The sequence below is a fragment of the Shewanella sp. VK101 genome (genome assembly GCF_056497865.1).
In genome coordinates this window covers 3,842,623-3,859,883 of the sequence record NZ_CM151402.1, presented here as the reverse complement: position 1 = coordinate 3,859,883, position 17,261 = coordinate 3,842,623, and the positions used below count along the sequence as shown (strand labels likewise).

15 protein-coding genes and 2 tRNA genes are annotated in these 17,261 nt (G+C 49.6%); 12 read left to right on the top strand and 5 right to left on the bottom strand.

Features of this window, described 5'->3' with window-relative positions; all coding sequences use genetic code 11:
* Positions 1-501: 501 nt before the first annotated feature.
* The gene (locus tag ACSHSR_RS17295; protein ID WP_208161385.1) at positions 502-1,110 is read right to left on the bottom strand and encodes an imm11 family protein; all 609 of its coding nucleotides are present in this window, start codon (positions 1,108-1,110) and stop codon (positions 502-504) included.
* 536 nt (positions 1,111-1,646) lie between these two features.
* On the opposite strand from ACSHSR_RS17295, the gene ACSHSR_RS17290 reads away from it, so the two are divergent.
* Positions 1,647-3,278 carry a hypothetical protein gene (locus ACSHSR_RS17290; RefSeq protein ID WP_479630983.1) on the top strand — a complete coding sequence of 544 codons (1,632 nt, stop codon included), beginning with the start codon at positions 1,647-1,649 and terminating at the stop codon, positions 3,276-3,278.
* Between the two features lie 472 nt (positions 3,279-3,750).
* Here ACSHSR_RS17290 and rtcR read toward each other — a convergent pair whose 3' ends face one another.
* Positions 3,751-5,364: an RNA repair transcriptional activator RtcR gene (gene rtcR, locus ACSHSR_RS17285; protein ID WP_044735084.1), complete on the bottom strand. Its 1,614-nt coding sequence runs from the start codon at positions 5,362-5,364 to the stop codon at positions 3,751-3,753.
* Positions 5,365-5,624: 260 nt separating this feature from the next.
* Here rtcR and ACSHSR_RS17280 point away from each other — a divergent pair.
* The 8 genes from ACSHSR_RS17280 (at position 5,625) to ACSHSR_RS17245 (ending at position 11,936) form a co-directional block, all read left to right on the top strand.
* Positions 5,625-5,695: transfer RNA gene (locus ACSHSR_RS17280), tRNA-Pro, on the top strand.
* Between the two features lies 1 nt (position 5,696).
* A tRNA-Leu gene (locus tag ACSHSR_RS17275) sits at positions 5,697-5,766 on the top strand.
* Positions 5,767-6,024: 258 nt separating this feature from the next.
* Entirely contained in the window at positions 6,025-7,194 is a 1,170-nt protein-coding gene (locus ACSHSR_RS17270; RefSeq protein ID WP_025009018.1) for a slipin family protein, read from the top strand.
* A gap of 69 nt (positions 7,195-7,263) precedes the next feature.
* Positions 7,264-8,490, top strand: a complete 1,227-nt coding sequence (locus tag ACSHSR_RS17265; protein WP_096140935.1) for an RtcB family protein — start codon at positions 7,264-7,266, stop codon at positions 8,488-8,490.
* 3 nt (positions 8,491-8,493) lie between these two features.
* Positions 8,494-9,531 carry an RNA 3'-terminal phosphate cyclase gene (gene rtcA, locus ACSHSR_RS17260; protein WP_101059381.1) on the top strand — a complete coding sequence of 346 codons (1,038 nt, stop codon included), beginning with the start codon at positions 8,494-8,496 and terminating at the stop codon, positions 9,529-9,531.
* A gap of 54 nt (positions 9,532-9,585) precedes the next feature.
* Positions 9,586-9,798 (top strand): hypothetical protein, encoded by a 213-nt coding sequence (locus tag ACSHSR_RS17255; protein ID WP_101059382.1) that lies wholly within the window; start codon positions 9,586-9,588, stop codon positions 9,796-9,798.
* 182 nt (positions 9,799-9,980) lie between these two features.
* Complete coding sequence (locus ACSHSR_RS17250) at positions 9,981-11,255, top strand: serine hydrolase domain-containing protein (protein WP_101059383.1); 1,275 nt, start codon at positions 9,981-9,983, stop codon at positions 11,253-11,255.
* Between the two features lie 225 nt (positions 11,256-11,480).
* Positions 11,481-11,936 (top strand): hypothetical protein, encoded by a 456-nt coding sequence (locus ACSHSR_RS17245; RefSeq protein ID WP_044735081.1) that lies wholly within the window; start codon positions 11,481-11,483, stop codon positions 11,934-11,936.
* 129 nt (positions 11,937-12,065) lie between these two features.
* On the opposite strand, the gene ACSHSR_RS17240 is transcribed toward ACSHSR_RS17245, so the two are convergent.
* Positions 12,066-12,464: a (R)-mandelonitrile lyase gene (locus ACSHSR_RS17240; RefSeq protein WP_101059384.1), complete on the bottom strand. Its 399-nt coding sequence runs from the start codon at positions 12,462-12,464 to the stop codon at positions 12,066-12,068.
* Between the two features lie 102 nt (positions 12,465-12,566).
* Here ACSHSR_RS17240 and ACSHSR_RS17235 point away from each other — a divergent pair, with 102 nt between their 5' ends.
* Positions 12,567-13,463, top strand: a complete 897-nt coding sequence (locus ACSHSR_RS17235) for a LysR family transcriptional regulator (RefSeq protein ID WP_025009024.1) — start codon at positions 12,567-12,569, stop codon at positions 13,461-13,463.
* 66 nt (positions 13,464-13,529) lie between these two features.
* Here ACSHSR_RS17235 and ACSHSR_RS17230 read toward each other — a convergent pair whose 3' ends face one another.
* Positions 13,530-14,465 carry a LysR family transcriptional regulator gene (locus ACSHSR_RS17230; protein ID WP_219012648.1) on the bottom strand — a complete coding sequence of 312 codons (936 nt, stop codon included), beginning with the start codon at positions 14,463-14,465 and terminating at the stop codon, positions 13,530-13,532.
* A gap of 172 nt (positions 14,466-14,637) precedes the next feature.
* Between ACSHSR_RS17230 and ACSHSR_RS17225 the strand changes: the two genes are divergently transcribed.
* Positions 14,638-15,927 (top strand): DUF2254 domain-containing protein, encoded by a 1,290-nt coding sequence (locus ACSHSR_RS17225; protein WP_025009026.1) that lies wholly within the window; start codon positions 14,638-14,640, stop codon positions 15,925-15,927.
* A 60-nt stretch (positions 15,928-15,987) separates the two neighbouring features.
* Positions 15,988-16,563, top strand: a complete 576-nt coding sequence (locus tag ACSHSR_RS17220; RefSeq protein WP_479630982.1) for a hypothetical protein — start codon at positions 15,988-15,990, stop codon at positions 16,561-16,563.
* Between the two features lie 83 nt (positions 16,564-16,646).
* On the opposite strand, the gene ACSHSR_RS17215 is transcribed toward ACSHSR_RS17220, so the two are convergent.
* Positions 16,647-16,883 (bottom strand): HP1242/YdcH family protein, encoded by a 237-nt coding sequence (locus ACSHSR_RS17215; protein ID WP_025009029.1) that lies wholly within the window; start codon positions 16,881-16,883, stop codon positions 16,647-16,649.
* Positions 16,884-17,261: the final 378 nt, after the last annotated feature.

Here is a 17,261-nt window from a genome sequence, read left to right as displayed (position 1 = left end):
CTGATTAAAGACTCTAGTTACCTGTGTTGCTGTCAGAATGATGTTTTCAGAAAGAACATCATTCTTTAACCTTTTGTAGCCCATTCGGCTTAAAGTGAAGACAAAAGTCGAATTTAAGAGATTATTGAAATCGAACAAAGTTCGATGGAGAGAAATACTTGGAGCCTCGGGGATTCAGCTAAACAACTGCTGGCCATGCAACCTTTGCTTTCGTTGTCGTTGCAGGTGAGTAGAGCCGTCCGTAAGTGCCTTCGGTATACCATCCAGCCCTTGGATAAACGGCTAAAGTCCCTGGTCAGCTTGAGCTAGTTGTTGATGGGTATGCTTAAGCAGATGGAGCGAGTTAAGTACTTTATGGACCAGGCTTCACCATTCCCTGGTGGTGGGCATGGTCTCATGAAGGTGGAGCACAATTAGGATCACTTATTTAGGTGTCTTCAAAAGCTTTTCTGTATAGCTATGGTTTCAAAAAGCAGTCACCAACCTGTAAAAAATACAATGCTATACATATTTATCCCCTAATGTGTATTCACTCAGTCGAAAGAACTTAAAGGCACTAGGGTCGACATGCTTAATAATTTGAGTCACAAGAGTTTCATGAATGAATAAACCGCCACCAGCAACTTTACTCGGGCGTATGATCAAACGGTTTTCTAATGGAATCGTATCTAACACTTCGTTTTTTAATTTATACCGAATGACTTCGTGTATACTGTCTTCTGATGAATAATCATATATGTCACTGCTGTCAAAGTCTATACAGTCGAGTTTGTCATAAGCATTAAAAAAGAAAAAATCTTCATGCCACTTCTCATTATCATCAATTAACACAGTAGGAAACAACTGAAAGCCATTAATGCTATAAGGCATGATTATGTCGGCAATTTTCTTAGAAACCACAGGGAAAAAACTATGGAGTAAAAAATCACTTACTATGAACGGCATTTCGCCTTTATCTGCATTCGTAAAAAATATTGGTCCATCAATAGCATCTAATTTAGTGAAGCTGTAGCGACGGCGGCCAGTATCCAGTGATGCCTTCAAATGAAGGTAAGTTTCTCGAAATGGTACTTCAAAAACTTTGTAGTATTGTTCTTCGTAATTATTCATAAACTCCTACTTTGGGGCCGCTATTTTTCCAACAGATGTTAGGGTATCTTGGCATCCCTCCGTTACACGTGCAACCTATTCAAATTCCATCCCTTTACGGTAATTGCTTAGCTTAAAGAACTGAAAAATTTTGACCTTTCACCGAGATTAGTACCAGGGAGCCTCGGAGATTCAGCTAAAAAGCTTCCGACAATGCCTTCGCCGTCGTTGCAGATCCACAGCTCTGGCTTTACAAAGCGCTGTAAGTGGCTCCTGCGTACCATTCGGCCCTTTGAATACATGGCTAAAGTCGGTCGTCAGCTTGAGCCTGTTATCGATGGGTAAGCAGTTCAATATGGCTGCTGTTGTCATGGCAGACACCCGGTAGAACCTGTAGGACACAGAGGCAGGATTGATGATGTCGTTTGAGTTCATACTTTTGTTAAGAAAGCATTGCAGGGGGCTGCTTGCTGCACTTATCCTTGTTCTTACTCAAATTATATCAATACGTTACATAGCTATGTATTGAGCAAGGTTTTATACAAGGAACAGGATAAATGGAAACAGATGTGCTGGAGATTTTGCAGAACTTCCACTCTGATGGGCTTTTTGTTGCGCCCAACATACCCAGCAAGAAAGCTAAAAATGCAAGTGCATGTTATGGCATGTCATCATCGGTCGATATTTATGCCATAGTCGATTCTACGGTGTTTGGTTCTGCAAAAAATGGTCTGGCATTTACATCTGAAGGATTGTTTTGGAAAAATGACTGGACCACAACTTCTGCAAAAAACCACATGTCGTGGGAAGAGTTGATAAACACCAGTCAAGAGCATGCTGTTGACGGTTCAGATCTGTTGTTGGGGCAAGGCTGTGCTTTTGGTATGGCGGGTTCCGGTATGAAGCCCGCGGTTTTATTGAAACTATTGGAAAAACTGGCCCAAAAGATACAAGGCAATACAGGGGCGGCAGAAACTGCTGAAGTTTCGAATGTGGAACAAGCCTGCGTTACTGCTGAAAATCTTCCCCCTGAAGGCGTTACAACCGAGAGTGTTATTCCGGCAGCAGATGCAAATGGTGGCGTATCTCTCACCAATACAGCTCCGGCCAGTAATACAGCACCGGCGAGCGACAAAGCTGAAAGCGCTGCCCCCGAAAGCCTTAAGCCTGAAAAGCCGGAGCAGGAATCCTGTCCCAAGCCCGCTTTTGAAGGTAGCTATCAGCGGGTCTACTTGGATATAGTTAACGCCGTGGCCAAGAGGCATCGTCTATCCCAACAAATCCAAATCGCGCCGGCTATCAAAGTCCACAAAGTCAGAAAAGTAATCGAAATATCAGAGGGTAAAATCGAACCTTACGATATCCTGATGATTGTGGATAACACCTTTATGCAAACAACCAAAGATTTTTTGGTTGTGACTCCTCATGCTATTTGGGCTAAAGGTACGCTGAGAAAGGTAGAGAGTTTTTCCTTAAGTGAAATTCGTAGTATTCGCTGTGATAAAAAAACTCTCTTTATTAATGACTATGACTTCCAGTACTTGGATCAGTTCTCTGAAAACGAAGTTTTGATACTGACGAATATGCTCGAAGAGCTAGTGGTCGCATTGCGTAAGTCCGACTCTGTATCGGCTGCTGACGAGCAGCTTCAATTACCTGCTGCTTTGGATACTTTGTTGTCCAACATATACGAAGTTGTATTGGATGATGTTGTTTCCGGCTTGAGGGATAAGGGATTCCCTGAAAATAAGCAGTTGGTTACTTCGATGGCGGAATGTTGTTTTAGTATCTTTTTCATTGTTGACTCCCACTTAAAGTATCGAAATCAGGATACAGCTGAATTGGTGGGGCAATATTTGCTTGCTCAAACTTTGTCTGGCTTATTTGCGTTAATGAGCATAGAACAGTTATGGAGCAATACAGAAGCGAAGTCCACCTATGTGATGATGCAATGCTCTGTGATCATTCGAACATGCCAGTACTTTGAAAGACAAGGAGTAGCGTTAAGGCCGAACCAAAACTGGTATTTGCAGCTTTTCCAAACCGTGATAGAAGCCAATACCCTGGAACAGGGGGCTGAACTCATTGACCAGGAGATGGGTAACCTCAGTGCCGATAGACAATTAGCCATTGATTGTGCGTTCAAGAGTGGTCAAGGTGTTAGGGAAATGTTTTGCGATACTCTTTGATTATTTGGCTCCAGCTATCATAAATAGGTGTGATTAAAGCCTGGATGTGAAGCGGACAGGGCTGTTGAAATCGGCGTACAGCATTAGGTTTTTAGTGCTGTATGCTTTTTCAGGAGAGAAGGGGTATGGGAGGTCGTTCGAGACTAAACATACCTCATTAATGCTTTGGATAAACATATCGAGCTGGGAACTGAGCATGTTGTTTATCAGTCCAGGTGGTAGCCCATCAGAAAATTTGCCCGTCAAGCCGTGTTAAATGTGTTAGACAGGAATACTCAGTTGGTGCATAGCCAATAATCTGGGGCTGGGAGATGATAGCGTCAGGGCGCTGATAAAACGGAAACTGGGCCAGATTCGTGTGGCAGACCCAGAGTTCCAGGGTTAGGAGGTGGGTGAGCTAGTACAGCTTATCTATCTACTTATTCTATTGGCGTGTCGGTGAGTTTGTTCAAACCTCTTGCATCCTATGATATCAGGCTAATTCTTTCCCCTTGGATTGTATCTTCGACCAAGTTAAGCCGAATTTTTGGAGATACTTTTGCAATCTTGTCGAATCGTTGGTTTGGGCTTTCTTGGTTCTACTGACATCGAATAACTCTCTGCCGGCCGATGCCATGCTGCCGTGTTGCTTGCAGATATTTAAAACATAGTTGAGCTGATTGGCATCAAACTGGTCCAACTGGGCAATTTCTTCATCTGCAAGATACTGCTTCAGCGTTTCTACCTGAGTATCGTGTGGAGAAGATTGCCAGAACTGCTCTAGTCGCGCGATTTCTTCTTTCACATCATCCACAGAGATCCTTGATGAGTCTGCCAATGTACACAATCTTGTGATGGCTGAACTTAGATCGCGGAAATTACCCGACCAAATAGCCATGTTGGAAGTGGCAAAGTTTTCGAATGCAACCCTAGCCTCTTTATTGAATTGAATTCGCTGTCCGGTTTTTTGTTCGTAGAGTTTGACTTCGTAGTCAATATTGGCTGGGATGTCTTCTTTGCGATCTTTTAATGCGGGGAGTTCATAGGTCCACAAGTTGATCCTGGCCAGCAGATCTTCCCGAAAAAGGCCCTGATGGACTTGTGACTTCAGATTTCTATTTGTTCCGGCTATCAACTGAAAGTCGCTGGAAACCGGTTGATCACTGCCCACAGGATGAAAAGTCTTGTTTTCAATTGCGTGCAGCAGCATGGCTTGTTCTTCCAGCCCGAGCTCACCTATTTCATCTAGAAATAACATGCCTTTATTTGCTGTCAGAAGGTATCCACGGCGTTCTTTTTGCGCCCCGGTAAAGGCTCCTTTGGTGTGACCAAACAATGCCGCCATGGCATTTTCGCCTCTCAGCGTTGCACAGTTTACCGATACCAGCTCTCCTTCCAACATTGAGCGCTTTTTCTTCAGCTGAAAAATACGGGTAGCAAGTTGACTCTTGCCGGCACCGGTTGGGCCTGTGAGCAACATAGGATCGCTGGAGCGGATCGCGACCTTTTCGATTTGCGTAATCAGTCGGTTAAATGCCGCATTTTTCGTCTCTATACCACTCTTAAGAAACTCTTTTCCTTCGAGGTGTTCCTTGTCGAAGCGTGTCGCCAGTTGGTCGTACTTGGAAAGGTCCAAATCAATGATCTGGGTTTTTCCTATAGCCTTATTTTTATTGCCTCTATCCGGTGAGGTTTGTATCAAGCGGCCGGGAAAGTGGCCGCTCTCTGTCAGCAGGAAAATACATATCTGCAGAACATGGGTACCTGTGGTGATGTGGAATAGATAGTCGTTCCGGTCGGTATCGAATACCTGTTGGTGGCACCAATCATAGAGTTTTGAGTAAGCCTCTTCAAAATCCCAGGGATCATTGAAGTTCACATTGTGTAATTCGACTTCTGTTTCCGGTGAAATGCTGCCAATATCGGCCGCAACACTGCTGGCCAACCTTTTACTGTGGTTGTCATGAAGCATGTGCAGTTGGCTGACAATCAAATCTTCTTGGCTGCATAAGCTGACATTGGGGCGCCACTTGGCCCATCTATCACTTCCTTTCCCTGTGTAATCCAATTGAGTGCCAACCAAACTTACGACCACAGTGCGTTTCATTATTTGTGATATCCATATTGATATGTTCGTATCCATTTAATTACTTTTTCTGTTTGCGGTCAACCTGGTAATAAAACAGGGTTTATGAGTTGCAAGAATTATTTGTGCTTAATAATCAAGGTGTTATGTGTTTTATTTTTAGTTAATGCCTAAGTTGGCACATTGATTGATATAGATAACTTGTCTGATTAAGTGGTTGTGATTCAAAGGTCACACCGGTGCGCTGAACACTGTGACTGCGTATGCCTAATCAAATGCACTATTAAGTAGCTCAGTTGGAAGAGCAGCGAAGTGGATTCGTCGGTCATGGGTTCGATTCCCATCTTAATAGGATTTAAGTAGCTCAGAGGATAGAGCAGCGGCGTAATGTCGTAGTCGAAGGTTCGAATCCTTCCTTAAATACAGGTAGCTCAAATTGGTAGAGCATCGAAGTGTTAATTCGATTGTTGTGGGTTCAAATCCCGCCCTAAATTCAAATTGCAAGAATCAAGGTTAGCGAGTCGTTTTTGCCAATGACTGATAAACGCTAAAGATGGACCAATGGTAGCCAGCAGGATGCTCCCTGCCATTTAGAAATCAGGTGCCTTTCTCAGTTAAGCAATGAACTCTTGCTAACTCCACTTACTTCCGGGTAAGTGAAAGGATAAAAGGAAATTAACTATGTTTAAAAAACTCTCAATAAGAAAAACGGTTACAGTCGCTGAAAATCAAAGGGTATTGATGTTTAAAAATCAAATGCTGGCGGATGTACTTATGCCCGGGAAGCACAAAATTTGGGATATTAAAGATGATCTGGAATTCATTACCTTTGATATCAATACGCTCTACTTTGCTGAAAAAAATGCCGACAGACTTTACCGAAGCAGCGATGCTCTGCGTAAACACATCTCGCATTGGAAACTGTCGAGCAATGAAGTGGGATTGCTCTATGTGGACGATCTGTTGCAAGGCATTGTTGCACCGGGTGAGCACCTTTACCTGTGGAAAGACGCGGGGGAATTGAGGTTGGATACCCTCTCAATTGAGGAAAATCTGCAAGTTGATGAAAAGCTGCTCTTCTTGATCAATCGTGCGGGAGCCAATACCGCTACAAGATTGATCAGAAGCAACCGTACAGTGGCGATTAAGCCGATTGCGGATATCTCTGTCGCCAAAGACCATATCGGCTTGTTGTATGTAAATGGTCGATTCATACGCAGGTTAGAGCCGGGGCAGCACGCATTTTGGCAGTTCAATCACACGATTGAAGTGAAGCCCTTTGATTGCCGGACGCAGATGCTGGAGATTTCAGGCCAGGAAATCTTGAGTAAAGACAGGGTGAGCCTGCGGATTAATCTTAGCGCGAGCATTAGATTGCAGGATGCCGAACTTGCTGCCCGCAGCGTGGATAAGGTGGATGACTTTGTCTACAAAACATTGCAACTGGCGTTACGGGAAGCGGTTGGCACTAAGTCCCTGGACGATATTCTGTTGGATAAGTTGTATGTCAATGAAACAGTTAAGGAACTGGTTTCAGATCAGCTTACTGCGATAGGTATCTCACTGGTCAATGTGGGCGTGAAGGACATTATTCTGCCGGGAGAGATGAAGGCGATATTGAATCAGGTGGTGGAAGCACAAAAAGCGGCGGAAGCCAATGTGATCAAGCGCCGCGAAGAAACATCGGCCACCAGAAGTTTGCACAACACTGCCAAGGTGATGGAAAACAATCCTACCTTGATGCGGTTGAAGGAGCTTGAAGCACTCGAGAAAGTGTCGGACAAGATAGGCAACCTGACGGTTTACGGCGGCCTGGAAGGGCTTATGAATGGCATAGTGAAAATTGCCTGACGGGAAGGGCTGCGGCGAAGAGGATGCCGTAGCCCGCTGAGAAATGGATTGGAAGTAAAGGAATCAGTAATGTGTAGTAATTACAACGTTATAGAAAGCAAGGGACGGGCAACGATTAAAGCGTGGACCAAGGGAGTTCCTTTTGAAGACAAGGCTCTGGAGCAGTTGAACAACATTGCTGCTATGCCTTTGGTACATTCACACATAGCGGTTATGCCGGATGTCCATATGGGCAAGGGGGCAACCATTGGCAGCGTAATACCATCGGTGGATGCCGTTATTCCCGCTGCCGTTGGTGTCGATATTGGCTGCGGCATGGTAGCCGTCAAAACGACCTTATCCGCCAGTCAGCTTCCGGATAATTTGGCTGGAATAAGAAGTGCCTTTGAGGCCGCTATCCCCCATGGCCGAACCGGAAGAGCCAGAGGGGCAAGGGACAGAGGTGCCTGGCACAATGTTCCTGAGCTGGTGGCCGAGGAATGGAAAAAACTGGCAACCAGGTTCGAGCGAATTTGTGAAAAGCACCCGGCAATAAAGAAGAGTAATAACCTGAACCACTTAGGCACTATGGGTACAGGCAATCACTTTCTTGAGCTCTGTTTGGACGAAAATAATGCCGTGTGGATTATGTTGCATTCAGGTAGTCGCGGTGTGGGCAACCGGATAGGTACCTATTTTATCGAACTGGCCAGGAAAGAGATGCAGCGCCATCAGATTAACCTGCCCGATATGGATTTGGCTTATCTGGAAGAGGGGAGTGAGTATTTTGATGACTATGTCGAGGCTGTGGAGTGGGCGCAGGATTATGCGGCGAAAAACCGTGAAATCATGATGTTCAATGCGATTGCAGCCTTAAGAAAGCTGATCCCGACAGGGTTTTCGACAGCGGAATTGGCGGTGAATTGCCATCACAACTATATCTCCCGGGAGCGGCATTTCGGTAAAGACTGCTATGTCACCCGTAAAGGTGCCGTTCGAGCTGAAAAGGGCGAAATGGGGATTATTCCAGGAAGTATGGGGGCTCGTTCCTTCATTGTCAGGGGCTTGGGAAACCCCGAAAGTTTCAATAGCTGCAGTCACGGTGCCGGGCGGGTAATGTCCAGAACCCAGGCGAAAAAGGTATATAAGGTCAAAGATCAAATTGAAGCCACTCAAGGGGTGGAGTGCCGTAAAGATGCGGCAGTCATTGATGAGATACCTCATGCCTACAAGGATATAGATAAGGTCATGGAAGCGCAGAAAGATTTGGTTGAAGTGGTTTACACCTTGAAGCAAGTTGTGTGCGTTAAGGGGTAAATCATGCCGTATTTAGTGATAGATGGGGCGCAGGGAGAAGGCGGTGGTCAGGTGTTAAGGACAGCATTGACCCTGTCTATTTTGACTCAGCGGCCAATCGAAATAGTCAATATTCGAGCCAAGCGTAAGAAACCCGGATTGCTGCGCCAACACCTGACCTCGGTATTGGCGGCACAAGCGATATGTGAGGCGAGCACAGAAGGGGTGGAACTGGGCTCCAGCCGGATACGGTTTTCGCCCGGTGAGGTTTTGCCCGGCGATTATCGCTTCGCCATTGGCACAGCAGGAAGCACAGTGTTGGTGTGCCAAACCATTTTGCCGGTTTTAGCGCTGGCGAAGGCAGGCTCCATGGTCGAGTTTGAAGGTGGCACACACAATGGAATGTCGCCCTCGCTGTGTTTTCTGGAGCAGTCCTATTTGCCGCTGTTAAAGCTGATGGGCATCGACTGCCAAATTGTGAAGTCTTCGCTTGGGTTTTATCCGGTAGGTGGTGGCAAGTGGCAGATAGAGATAAAGCCGGCAAAAGTCTTGAGCCCAATTAGGCTCATGGAGTCTGGAAGTGAGTCTGCAAAAAAACCGGAAAACTGCGGGCTTCATGCACTTGTCAGCCAGTTACCTGTATCTATTGGGCAAAGAGAAGTGGCTGCAGCAAAAACGGTTCTGGGGTGGAGCGCATCGTCAGGCATAATCACGGATGTGGACTCCATAGGGCCAGGTAATAGCTTTCAGTTAACAATCCAGGGTAAGACACATACCAACCTGTTTGAAGTGGTTGGTGAGCAGGGCCTCTCGGCAGAGCGCGTGGCCAAGCGATGTGCGGGGCGGGTAAATAAGTTTGTTAGCGCCGAAGCAGCAGTGGAAGAGCAACTGGCGGATCAGTTACTCATTCCCATGGCCTTGGCTGGAAAGGGCAGTTACACGACCAGTAAACCGAGCCTGCACACAAGCACCAATATTGAGGTCATCAAGCAGTTTATGGATATCAATATTAGGGCTGAACAGCAAAATGAGCTGTGTTGGCAAATTAGCATAAGCAGCTGAACTACCGTGGAGGCTAGCAGCCAGGCGGGCGAAAAATAAAAAGGAGAATGGAGCATGTCAGGTGAACGTATCACCCATGATGGTGAAAGAGAGCGTTGCCCAGTACATGGGCATACCAGGCGCTTATCCCGCAAGGAAATCAGCGAGATCAAGCATGCTGTCGAGGTGGCCAATTCACAGGCCAAGCGCAGTGGCAAGAAGCCCAAGGAGCCGCAAATCGGCTTGTTCAGTTGTAAATGCAACTGCTTCTACGTCAAAGTTGATTAGTCGCTGTAGCTGAGTTTGTTAAACAGCCTGGCAGCGGGACCTTTTGCTCCCGGCAATACTCGCCATATTTCTCTCACAACAACTTGAACCCACTGCCAAAGCCCATTAGGTTAGTGTGGTGCAATGGAAGGCGGGATAGTCTAGCTCGCCGGTATGCGATAACAGATAGGGAGAGGCTGTTTATGTTCAATCGAGTGTTGAGTCGGGTGTGCTTGGGAGCCGGACCCTTTGGCGATAAGGTGGCCGTCAGTGCCAAGGGGTTTTGGGCTTATCTGCCTATCCATGCGTCTATCTTGGTCTCTGTGAGTTTGCTGAGCGCCTGCAATTCGGATTCACAAGAAGTGGTGCTCAATCCTGTCGACACGGCCAAGATGCAGCAGACGGTGGAACAACTGGCCAAGGAGATGCTGGTTCCCGGCGCCGTGGTGATTCTGCGAACGCCTAGGGGCGACTTTAAAACCGCCTATGGGGTAACCCGTTATGGCGGCAGTGAAGCGACCGACTTTGATCAGCATGTCAGGGTGGGCTCCAATACCAAGACCTGGGTCGGTACCGTGATTTTGCAGATGGCGCAGCAAGGGCGACTGCAACTGAGTGACACTGTCTCCATGTATCTCGACAATGTGCCAAACGGTGAGTCGATCACCATAGAGCATTTGCTTACTATGCGTAGCGGCCTGTTCAATTACAGCACCACGCTCGAGTTGAATCAGACACTTGATGAGCAGCCAACCAAGGTGTGGACTCAGGCTGAGCTGCTGGCAATGAGTTTTGCCCATAAGCCAGGTTTTGCCTCCGGCAGCGCATTTGAATACTCCAATACCAATACCGTCTTGCTGGGACTGATCGCCGAGCAAATCGATGGCAAGCCGCTGGCGGCTGTGATGCAGCAGAGGTTGTTTGCCCCCTTGGGTCTTGAGCGGACTCTGTTTCCCGATATCCATTCTAATACTCTTCCCGCGCCCTTGGCGCGGGGTTATATGTATGGCACCAATGTGTTGACTATGGATCCGCCCTTTAAGCTGCCCGAAAAGATGCAGCGAGAAGCCAGAGAGGGCATTCTGGCACCCATAGATCAAACCGAGGCCAATCCTTCCTGGGGCTGGGCGGCCGGCGCCGGGATCTCCAGTGCCAATGAGTTGGCAACCTGGGTAGAAGCTTTGGTTGCCGGAGAACTGCTGGATGCCGATTGGCAGCGAAGGCGTCTGGATAGTGTCAGGCCGATAGATCCCGATAATCCCAACACTGCCTATTATGGGCTGGGGATCGCCAAGTTTGGCAGCCTCTATGGTCATACTGGTGAGCTGCCCGGCTATAACTCCTTTATGGGGCATGATCCTGTCAACAAGGTGACTCTGGTGGTTTGGACCAACCTGGCACCGGCGGTGGATGGCAAAGATCCGGCTACCACCATAGCGGCGGCCCTAATTAACATGCTCTATATTCCATCCAGTTAGCGTTAAACCCGCGCCGGGGAAGGAGAGCCTCCCCGGCAAACCTCCTGATTGGCCTCTTCCAATTTGCGCCATAAAGCCATCGCCTGGCATGATTTTATGCCTTGCAGTTTTCTTGTGCTTCCCTGAGTTTCGGTGCTGCGCATTTTGGTAATGATTTGTTCTTAATGCAAAATATCTCTATCATTGCCGCTCGGCTGTTGGCTGGAAACGTTTAGAAGGGAATCCATGAAAGAACTTGTCAGGGAAAACAAACGGCCGGACTTCAGGCTGTTGCAAAGCTTTGTTGTTCGTACTTTGGTGGGCGCTATGTTCGCCTACTATCTGGTGTATCTCGCCAATGAGCCTTTTGAGCATCAGTTGGCCTATATCGCCGTGTGCGTCCTGTTGTCGCTGCTGATGGACTATTTAACAGCCAGAAGCAAAGGCGCATTGGAGGTCAAACTGGTTGAAGGTAAGTTAGTCTTGCTTGGGGTCACCATAGAGATAGCCCAGATAGAACAGGTACTTTACTGCCAGAGCAAGCGCTTTGAACACCAACTGAGGTTTCGTTTCAAGGATCGCACCTATCAGGACTTTGAGCTATCCGAGCCGTCACTGATAGCCGATTTGCAACTCTACTATTTTTTGCTGGATAACCAATTGCCGGTGAAAATGCTGGACAATGCCGAGCGCCTCAACTGAAGCGCCGGCACCTGCCTTGGCTGCACCCTATATCAAGCCTATTACCCGTGTGAAGGGTATTATTCAGGTGAGCGCCATTGTCCGGATATCGCTTCAACCGGGTCGAAAACCGCTCTGGGCTGATCGGCATCAAGCCTGATATTCATCGTCAGTGACTTTTTCCATCCAGATGGCAGCCGGTGCTGTCTCCGATGCTTCGGCTACGGCCACATGGCTCATGGCCCTGTCTTGGCTGGCCCCGTGCCAGTGTTTTTCGTTGGCTGCAATCCATACGGTATCACCGGCTTCAATCATTTTTTTCGACTCACCGGCTTTTTGGATCCAACCCCTTCCCTCCGTGACATACAAGAGTTGCCCGGCGCCGTGGGCATGCCAGGCGGTGCGGGCACCAGGCTCGAAGGTGACCAGTGCGGCACCGATACGCGATGGGCTGCCGGGTTCAAAGTGATTATCGATTCTTACCCGACCGGAGAAGGTGGCTTCCGGGCCCTGAAGGGATTGGCTGGCGGCATTTTTGATGATTTTCATGATCTGTTCCTGTGTAGATGAGGACTTGCATTCGATCTTAGTCGCGCAGATTATGTAATTTAAATGATATGTCAGTATTGGCTTTATATTTGAGATTCATATATGAGACGGGAAGAGCTGGGGGATTTATGGGTGTTTCAGGCGGTAGTTGAAGAGGGCAGCTTTACTCGCGCCGCGGCCAGGTTGGGGACATCACAATCCTCTGTCAGCCATACCATAAGGCGCCTGGAGCAGCGCCTCAATGTACAACTGTTGAATCGAACCACCCGCAGCGTGGCTGCCACTGAGGCTGGGCAGCAGTTGCTGCAGACCCTAAGGCCTGCCTTTGGTCAGATAGCCGAGCAGTTGGAGCGACTCAACAGTTTCAGGCAGGAGATCAGCGGCCACATTCGGCTTACCGCCACCAAGTTTGCCGCCGAGTCGATATTGCTGCCGGTGGTTAATCGCTTACTGGCGCAGCATCCACAGCTGCAAATCGAGGTTTCTGTGGATCAACAGCTGCTTGATTTGGCCGCTCAAGGTTTTGATGCCGGGGTACGATTGGGCGAGCAGGTGGCCAAAGACATGGTTGCCGTGCGTATCAGCCCGGATCTGCGTATGCTGGTGGCGGGTTCGCCGGATTACTTTTCCCGCCATGCAAAGCCGACCATCCCCCAGGACTTGACCGGGCATAACTGCATTAATCTGCGTCTTCCCACTTCGGGCGGCTTATATGTGTGGGAGTTTGCCAAAGAGGGCCGCGAGCTGAATGTGCGGGTAAGCGGGCAGCTTATCTGCAATGAACCGGATTTGGTGACCAAGGCGGCCATTGCCGGTGCCGGGCTCTGTTTTCAACCTGAGGATGCGTTGGCACCGGCGATAGCGGCCGGTGAACTGCTCCCGGTGTTGGAAGATTGGTGCCCGCGGTTTGCCGGTTATCACCTCTATTTTCCGAGTGGGCGTCAGCACTCGGCCGCCTTTAGATTACTGATTGATGCGCTCAAGTATTCAGGCGCTTAATTGAACCGTTACTGTATTGACTTGTAAACCAGAGCGTTGTTGTATAAGGCGAATTCTGGCGACGCCTCATTGCTGATTGGCCGGGATTACTGTGTCGGCAATCATCTGCCTCAGCCATTTGTGGGCAGGGTCTTGATTGAAGTGCTTGTGCCACAACAACACGTACGCACCGGGCACCAGATCTATCGGCACTTCCAGCGTCGCCAACTCAACATGTTGCAGCGCCTGGGCCGCATATTTGGCCGGCGCGCAGAGGATTAACTCGCTGTGGCGACACAACTCCAGCGCAGTGGGAAAGTCGGTGATATTGGCGCGGATCCGCCGGGTCTTGTGCTTCAGCGCCAACACATCGTCCAGCAACCAATGTTCGATTCCGCCAAAGGCTACCTGCAGATGCTCGAAGCTGAGAAAACGCTCCAGGTTCCAGTCGCCCTCGAACGCAGGATGATCCGGCGGCAGCAGGCAGATGGGCTTGTCGCGGGTCAGCTCCAGATACTCGAGTTCATCCGGCAGGCTGTTGATATGCATCAGCGAGCGCGGATCCCACTCGCGGCAGCCTATGGCAAAGTCCAGCTCGCAGCGCAGTAGCTGCTCCATGGTGCCCGGGTACCAGGTCTTGCAGTTGATATCCAGCCCGGGAGCCTGGCGCAGCAAGGAAGGCATAAAATGCGGCAGAGTGAGGGAGTAGGCGGTTTCCACCAAGTGCATACGAAACTGACGTTCACTGGCGGTGGGGTCAAACTCGTCCGGTAGCGTCAGCCGCTCGGCCAACCTGAGCCATTGCTGCAGCTCTGGCCCCAGAGCCAGCGCTCTGGGAGTGGGCTTGAGGCCGAAGGCGCTGCGTTCAAACAGCGGGTCATTGAACAACTCCCGCAGGCGATTAAGCTGCTTGCTGACGGCCGATTGACTCAGGTGCAACCGCCTGGCCGCGCCGGTAACGCTTTGTTCTTCCAGCAGGACTTCCAATACCGGAAGCAGGTTGAGATCGACTTTCATTATTATCCTGGCCGCAGGGTAGAAGCTTAAGGGAAGGTGCTAATAGGTCCTGGTGACGCTCTGGCTTGCACTATAGGACTTGTTGGCGCCTTCCCAAGTCTAACAGCTTGATCTGCCTGTCCAAAGAACAAAAGGCTGCTATTCTGGCCAGGGAGAGAGTCATCAAAGGAGTGGGATTATGCTGAGTAAATGGGGCTGGCGGCTGTTGCAATTGAGCCGAAAACTCTGGATGCGCACTGTGCTGTTTGCGATTCTGGCGGTGGTTACCGCATTGCTGGCGATAGTGGTGCAGGGAGTTATTCCCCCTTCGCTGTCGGGCATGATAGGTGCGGATGCGGTGGACAAGCTGCTCAATATCCTCGCCTCCAGCATGTTGGCCGTGACCACCTTTTCCCTGAGTGTGATGATTTCCGCCTATGGCGCAGCCACCAGCAATATTTCCCCCAGAGCTACCAAGCTGTTGATGGAAGACTCCACTGCCCAGCAGGCGCTGGCTACCTTTGTCGGCTCCTTTGTTTTCAGCATAGTGGGCATTATCGCCCTCAGTACCGGTGTCTATGGCGAAGAGGGGCGGGTGGTACTGTTTCTGGTGACTGTGGCCGTGGTGGTATTGATAGTGGCCACCATTCTGGTGTGGATCAATCATTTGTCCAAGCTAGGCCGGGTAGGGGAAACCACAGACAGGATTGAAAAGGCGGCCGGAGCGGCTATCCAGCGGCGCTGTGAGCATCCCTGGCTGGACGGGCGGCGCCTGGCATCAGAGGAGGATATTCCCAAAGGGGCTTTAGCTCTCTATCCGGCCGACACAGGCTATGTGCAGCATGTGGATCTCGGCAGCATCAATCAATGGGCCGAAGATTACGGCGCCGAAGCCTATATCACGTCATTGCCAGGTGCCTTTGTCCATCAGGGACGGCCACTGCTGTGGCTGAGTTTTCAGGCCGAGGATGGCGGTGTCGATGACGCTCAGTTGCAGCCACTGCACAAGGCTTTTACCGTGGCCAATGAACGTTCTTTCGATCAGGACCCTCGCTTTGGGTTGTCGGTATTGGCCGAAGTGGCATCGAGGGCCTTGTCGGCGGCGGTGAATGATCCTGGCACAGCGATAGATGTGATTGGTCGCGGAGTCAGATTGATAGCCAAATGGCAGGTGACCGATGAGCAGAATCTGCCGGCGCCGGAGGCTATTCCCTATCCCAGAGTTTGGATGCTGCCGATACGTCTTGAAGAACTGTTCGATGACTTCTTTATGCCGATAGCCCGGGATGGCGCGGCGCTGGTGGAGATTCACATTCGGCTGCAAAAAGCCTTTCAAGCCTTGTCCAACCGGGCAGAGTTTAGCGAGGTGTGTCGCAAACACTCCGAGCTGGCGCTGGCCAGAGCTGAACAGGTACTGACGTTTGAGCCAGATGTTACACTGCTTCGGAAGCTTGCCGCCGAGCTACAGCAAGAGCCAGGTAACGGATAGCTGGCGTAGAACTCAGCTTGCGGCTATGCTATTCGCGGACTTTTTTATCAGGGAAAGATAATGAAACCTTCAAATCTATTACTTGTTGCCTCATTGGCATTGGCAGCGCCGCTGCAGGCTGCCGAAGAGCCTGCCGTAGCCGAAGCCATTGAGGCCGGGTTACAACATTACCGCAAGGGTGAATTGAGCCAGGCCAGTTCACAACTGGATTATGCCTCAACCCTTATCCGGCAGCAGCGGGCCGGAGAAGTCGTAGGGGTATTTCCCGAGCCATTGCCGGGTTGGCAAGCCGATGACCCTTCAAGCGATACAGGTGGCATGATGTTGGGCGGGGGCATAAATGCCAGCCGCCACTACTACAAAGAAGACAGTGCGCAACTGGAGATAGAGCTGGTGCTCGACTCCCCCCTATTGCAGTCTGTTATGGCCATGCTGACCAATCCATCTATGATAGCCATGAGCGGCGGCAAGCTGGTCAAGGTTCAGGGGCATAACGCCATGCTGAATACTGAATCCGGTGAGGCAGAGCTGACTGTGATAGTCAATGGCAATGCCATGTTCACTCTCTCGGGGGAAGGGGTTAAAGCCAGTGAATTGCAGGAGTTTGCCAACGCCCTGCATCTGGATAGGCTTTAAGATCCGGCTCGGAATCGAGCTAATCAGGATTTGATCATGGGCCCCTGCGGTTTAAGCTGCAAGGGCCTCTGTATTTGGGGTTATCAGCGCAGTAACTGCTGATAGAGCCAGGACTTGAGTTCGGCGCGGCGCAGTTTCAACTGGTTGAAACGTTCTTCTGCCGTGGGGACACAGTTTTCTTCCAATCCACGGATCTCATGGTCGAGGTCGTGATACTCGGCTGCCAGCTCGCGAAAGTGAGGATCGTTTTCCTTGAGTTGATGGATTTTCTGTTTGTGCTCCGGAAACTCCAGGATCAGCGCATGGTTTTCGCCCAACATAAGCTCTCTCCTTCAAATAGTGCCTGGCCGAAACAGGCTCAAGCCTTGATTCCTACTCTACCCAGCGGCGCTTTGTCTGTCATCCGCAGAAAGTCGACAAGTAACCATAATCCTGTTTAGTGGCAAGTGAGCAATTAACGGCCAGCTCACCATCCCTGGTTCGTGCTAATGAACTTGTCGCTTCGCAACATTTGTCCTAGTCGCAGGGCTGCCTATGCGAAAGCTCACCGCAGGTGATGGGTCAAAGCATGGCTGGAAAGCAAGCCGATATTGATAGGTGATTTCATCCATAAGGCCAAGACAGGCAAGTCGTCACCGGGTTCCCGGACTCATTTGGCGAAAAGGCGGCTATTGGGTCTTGCGAAGGAGGAATGGAGA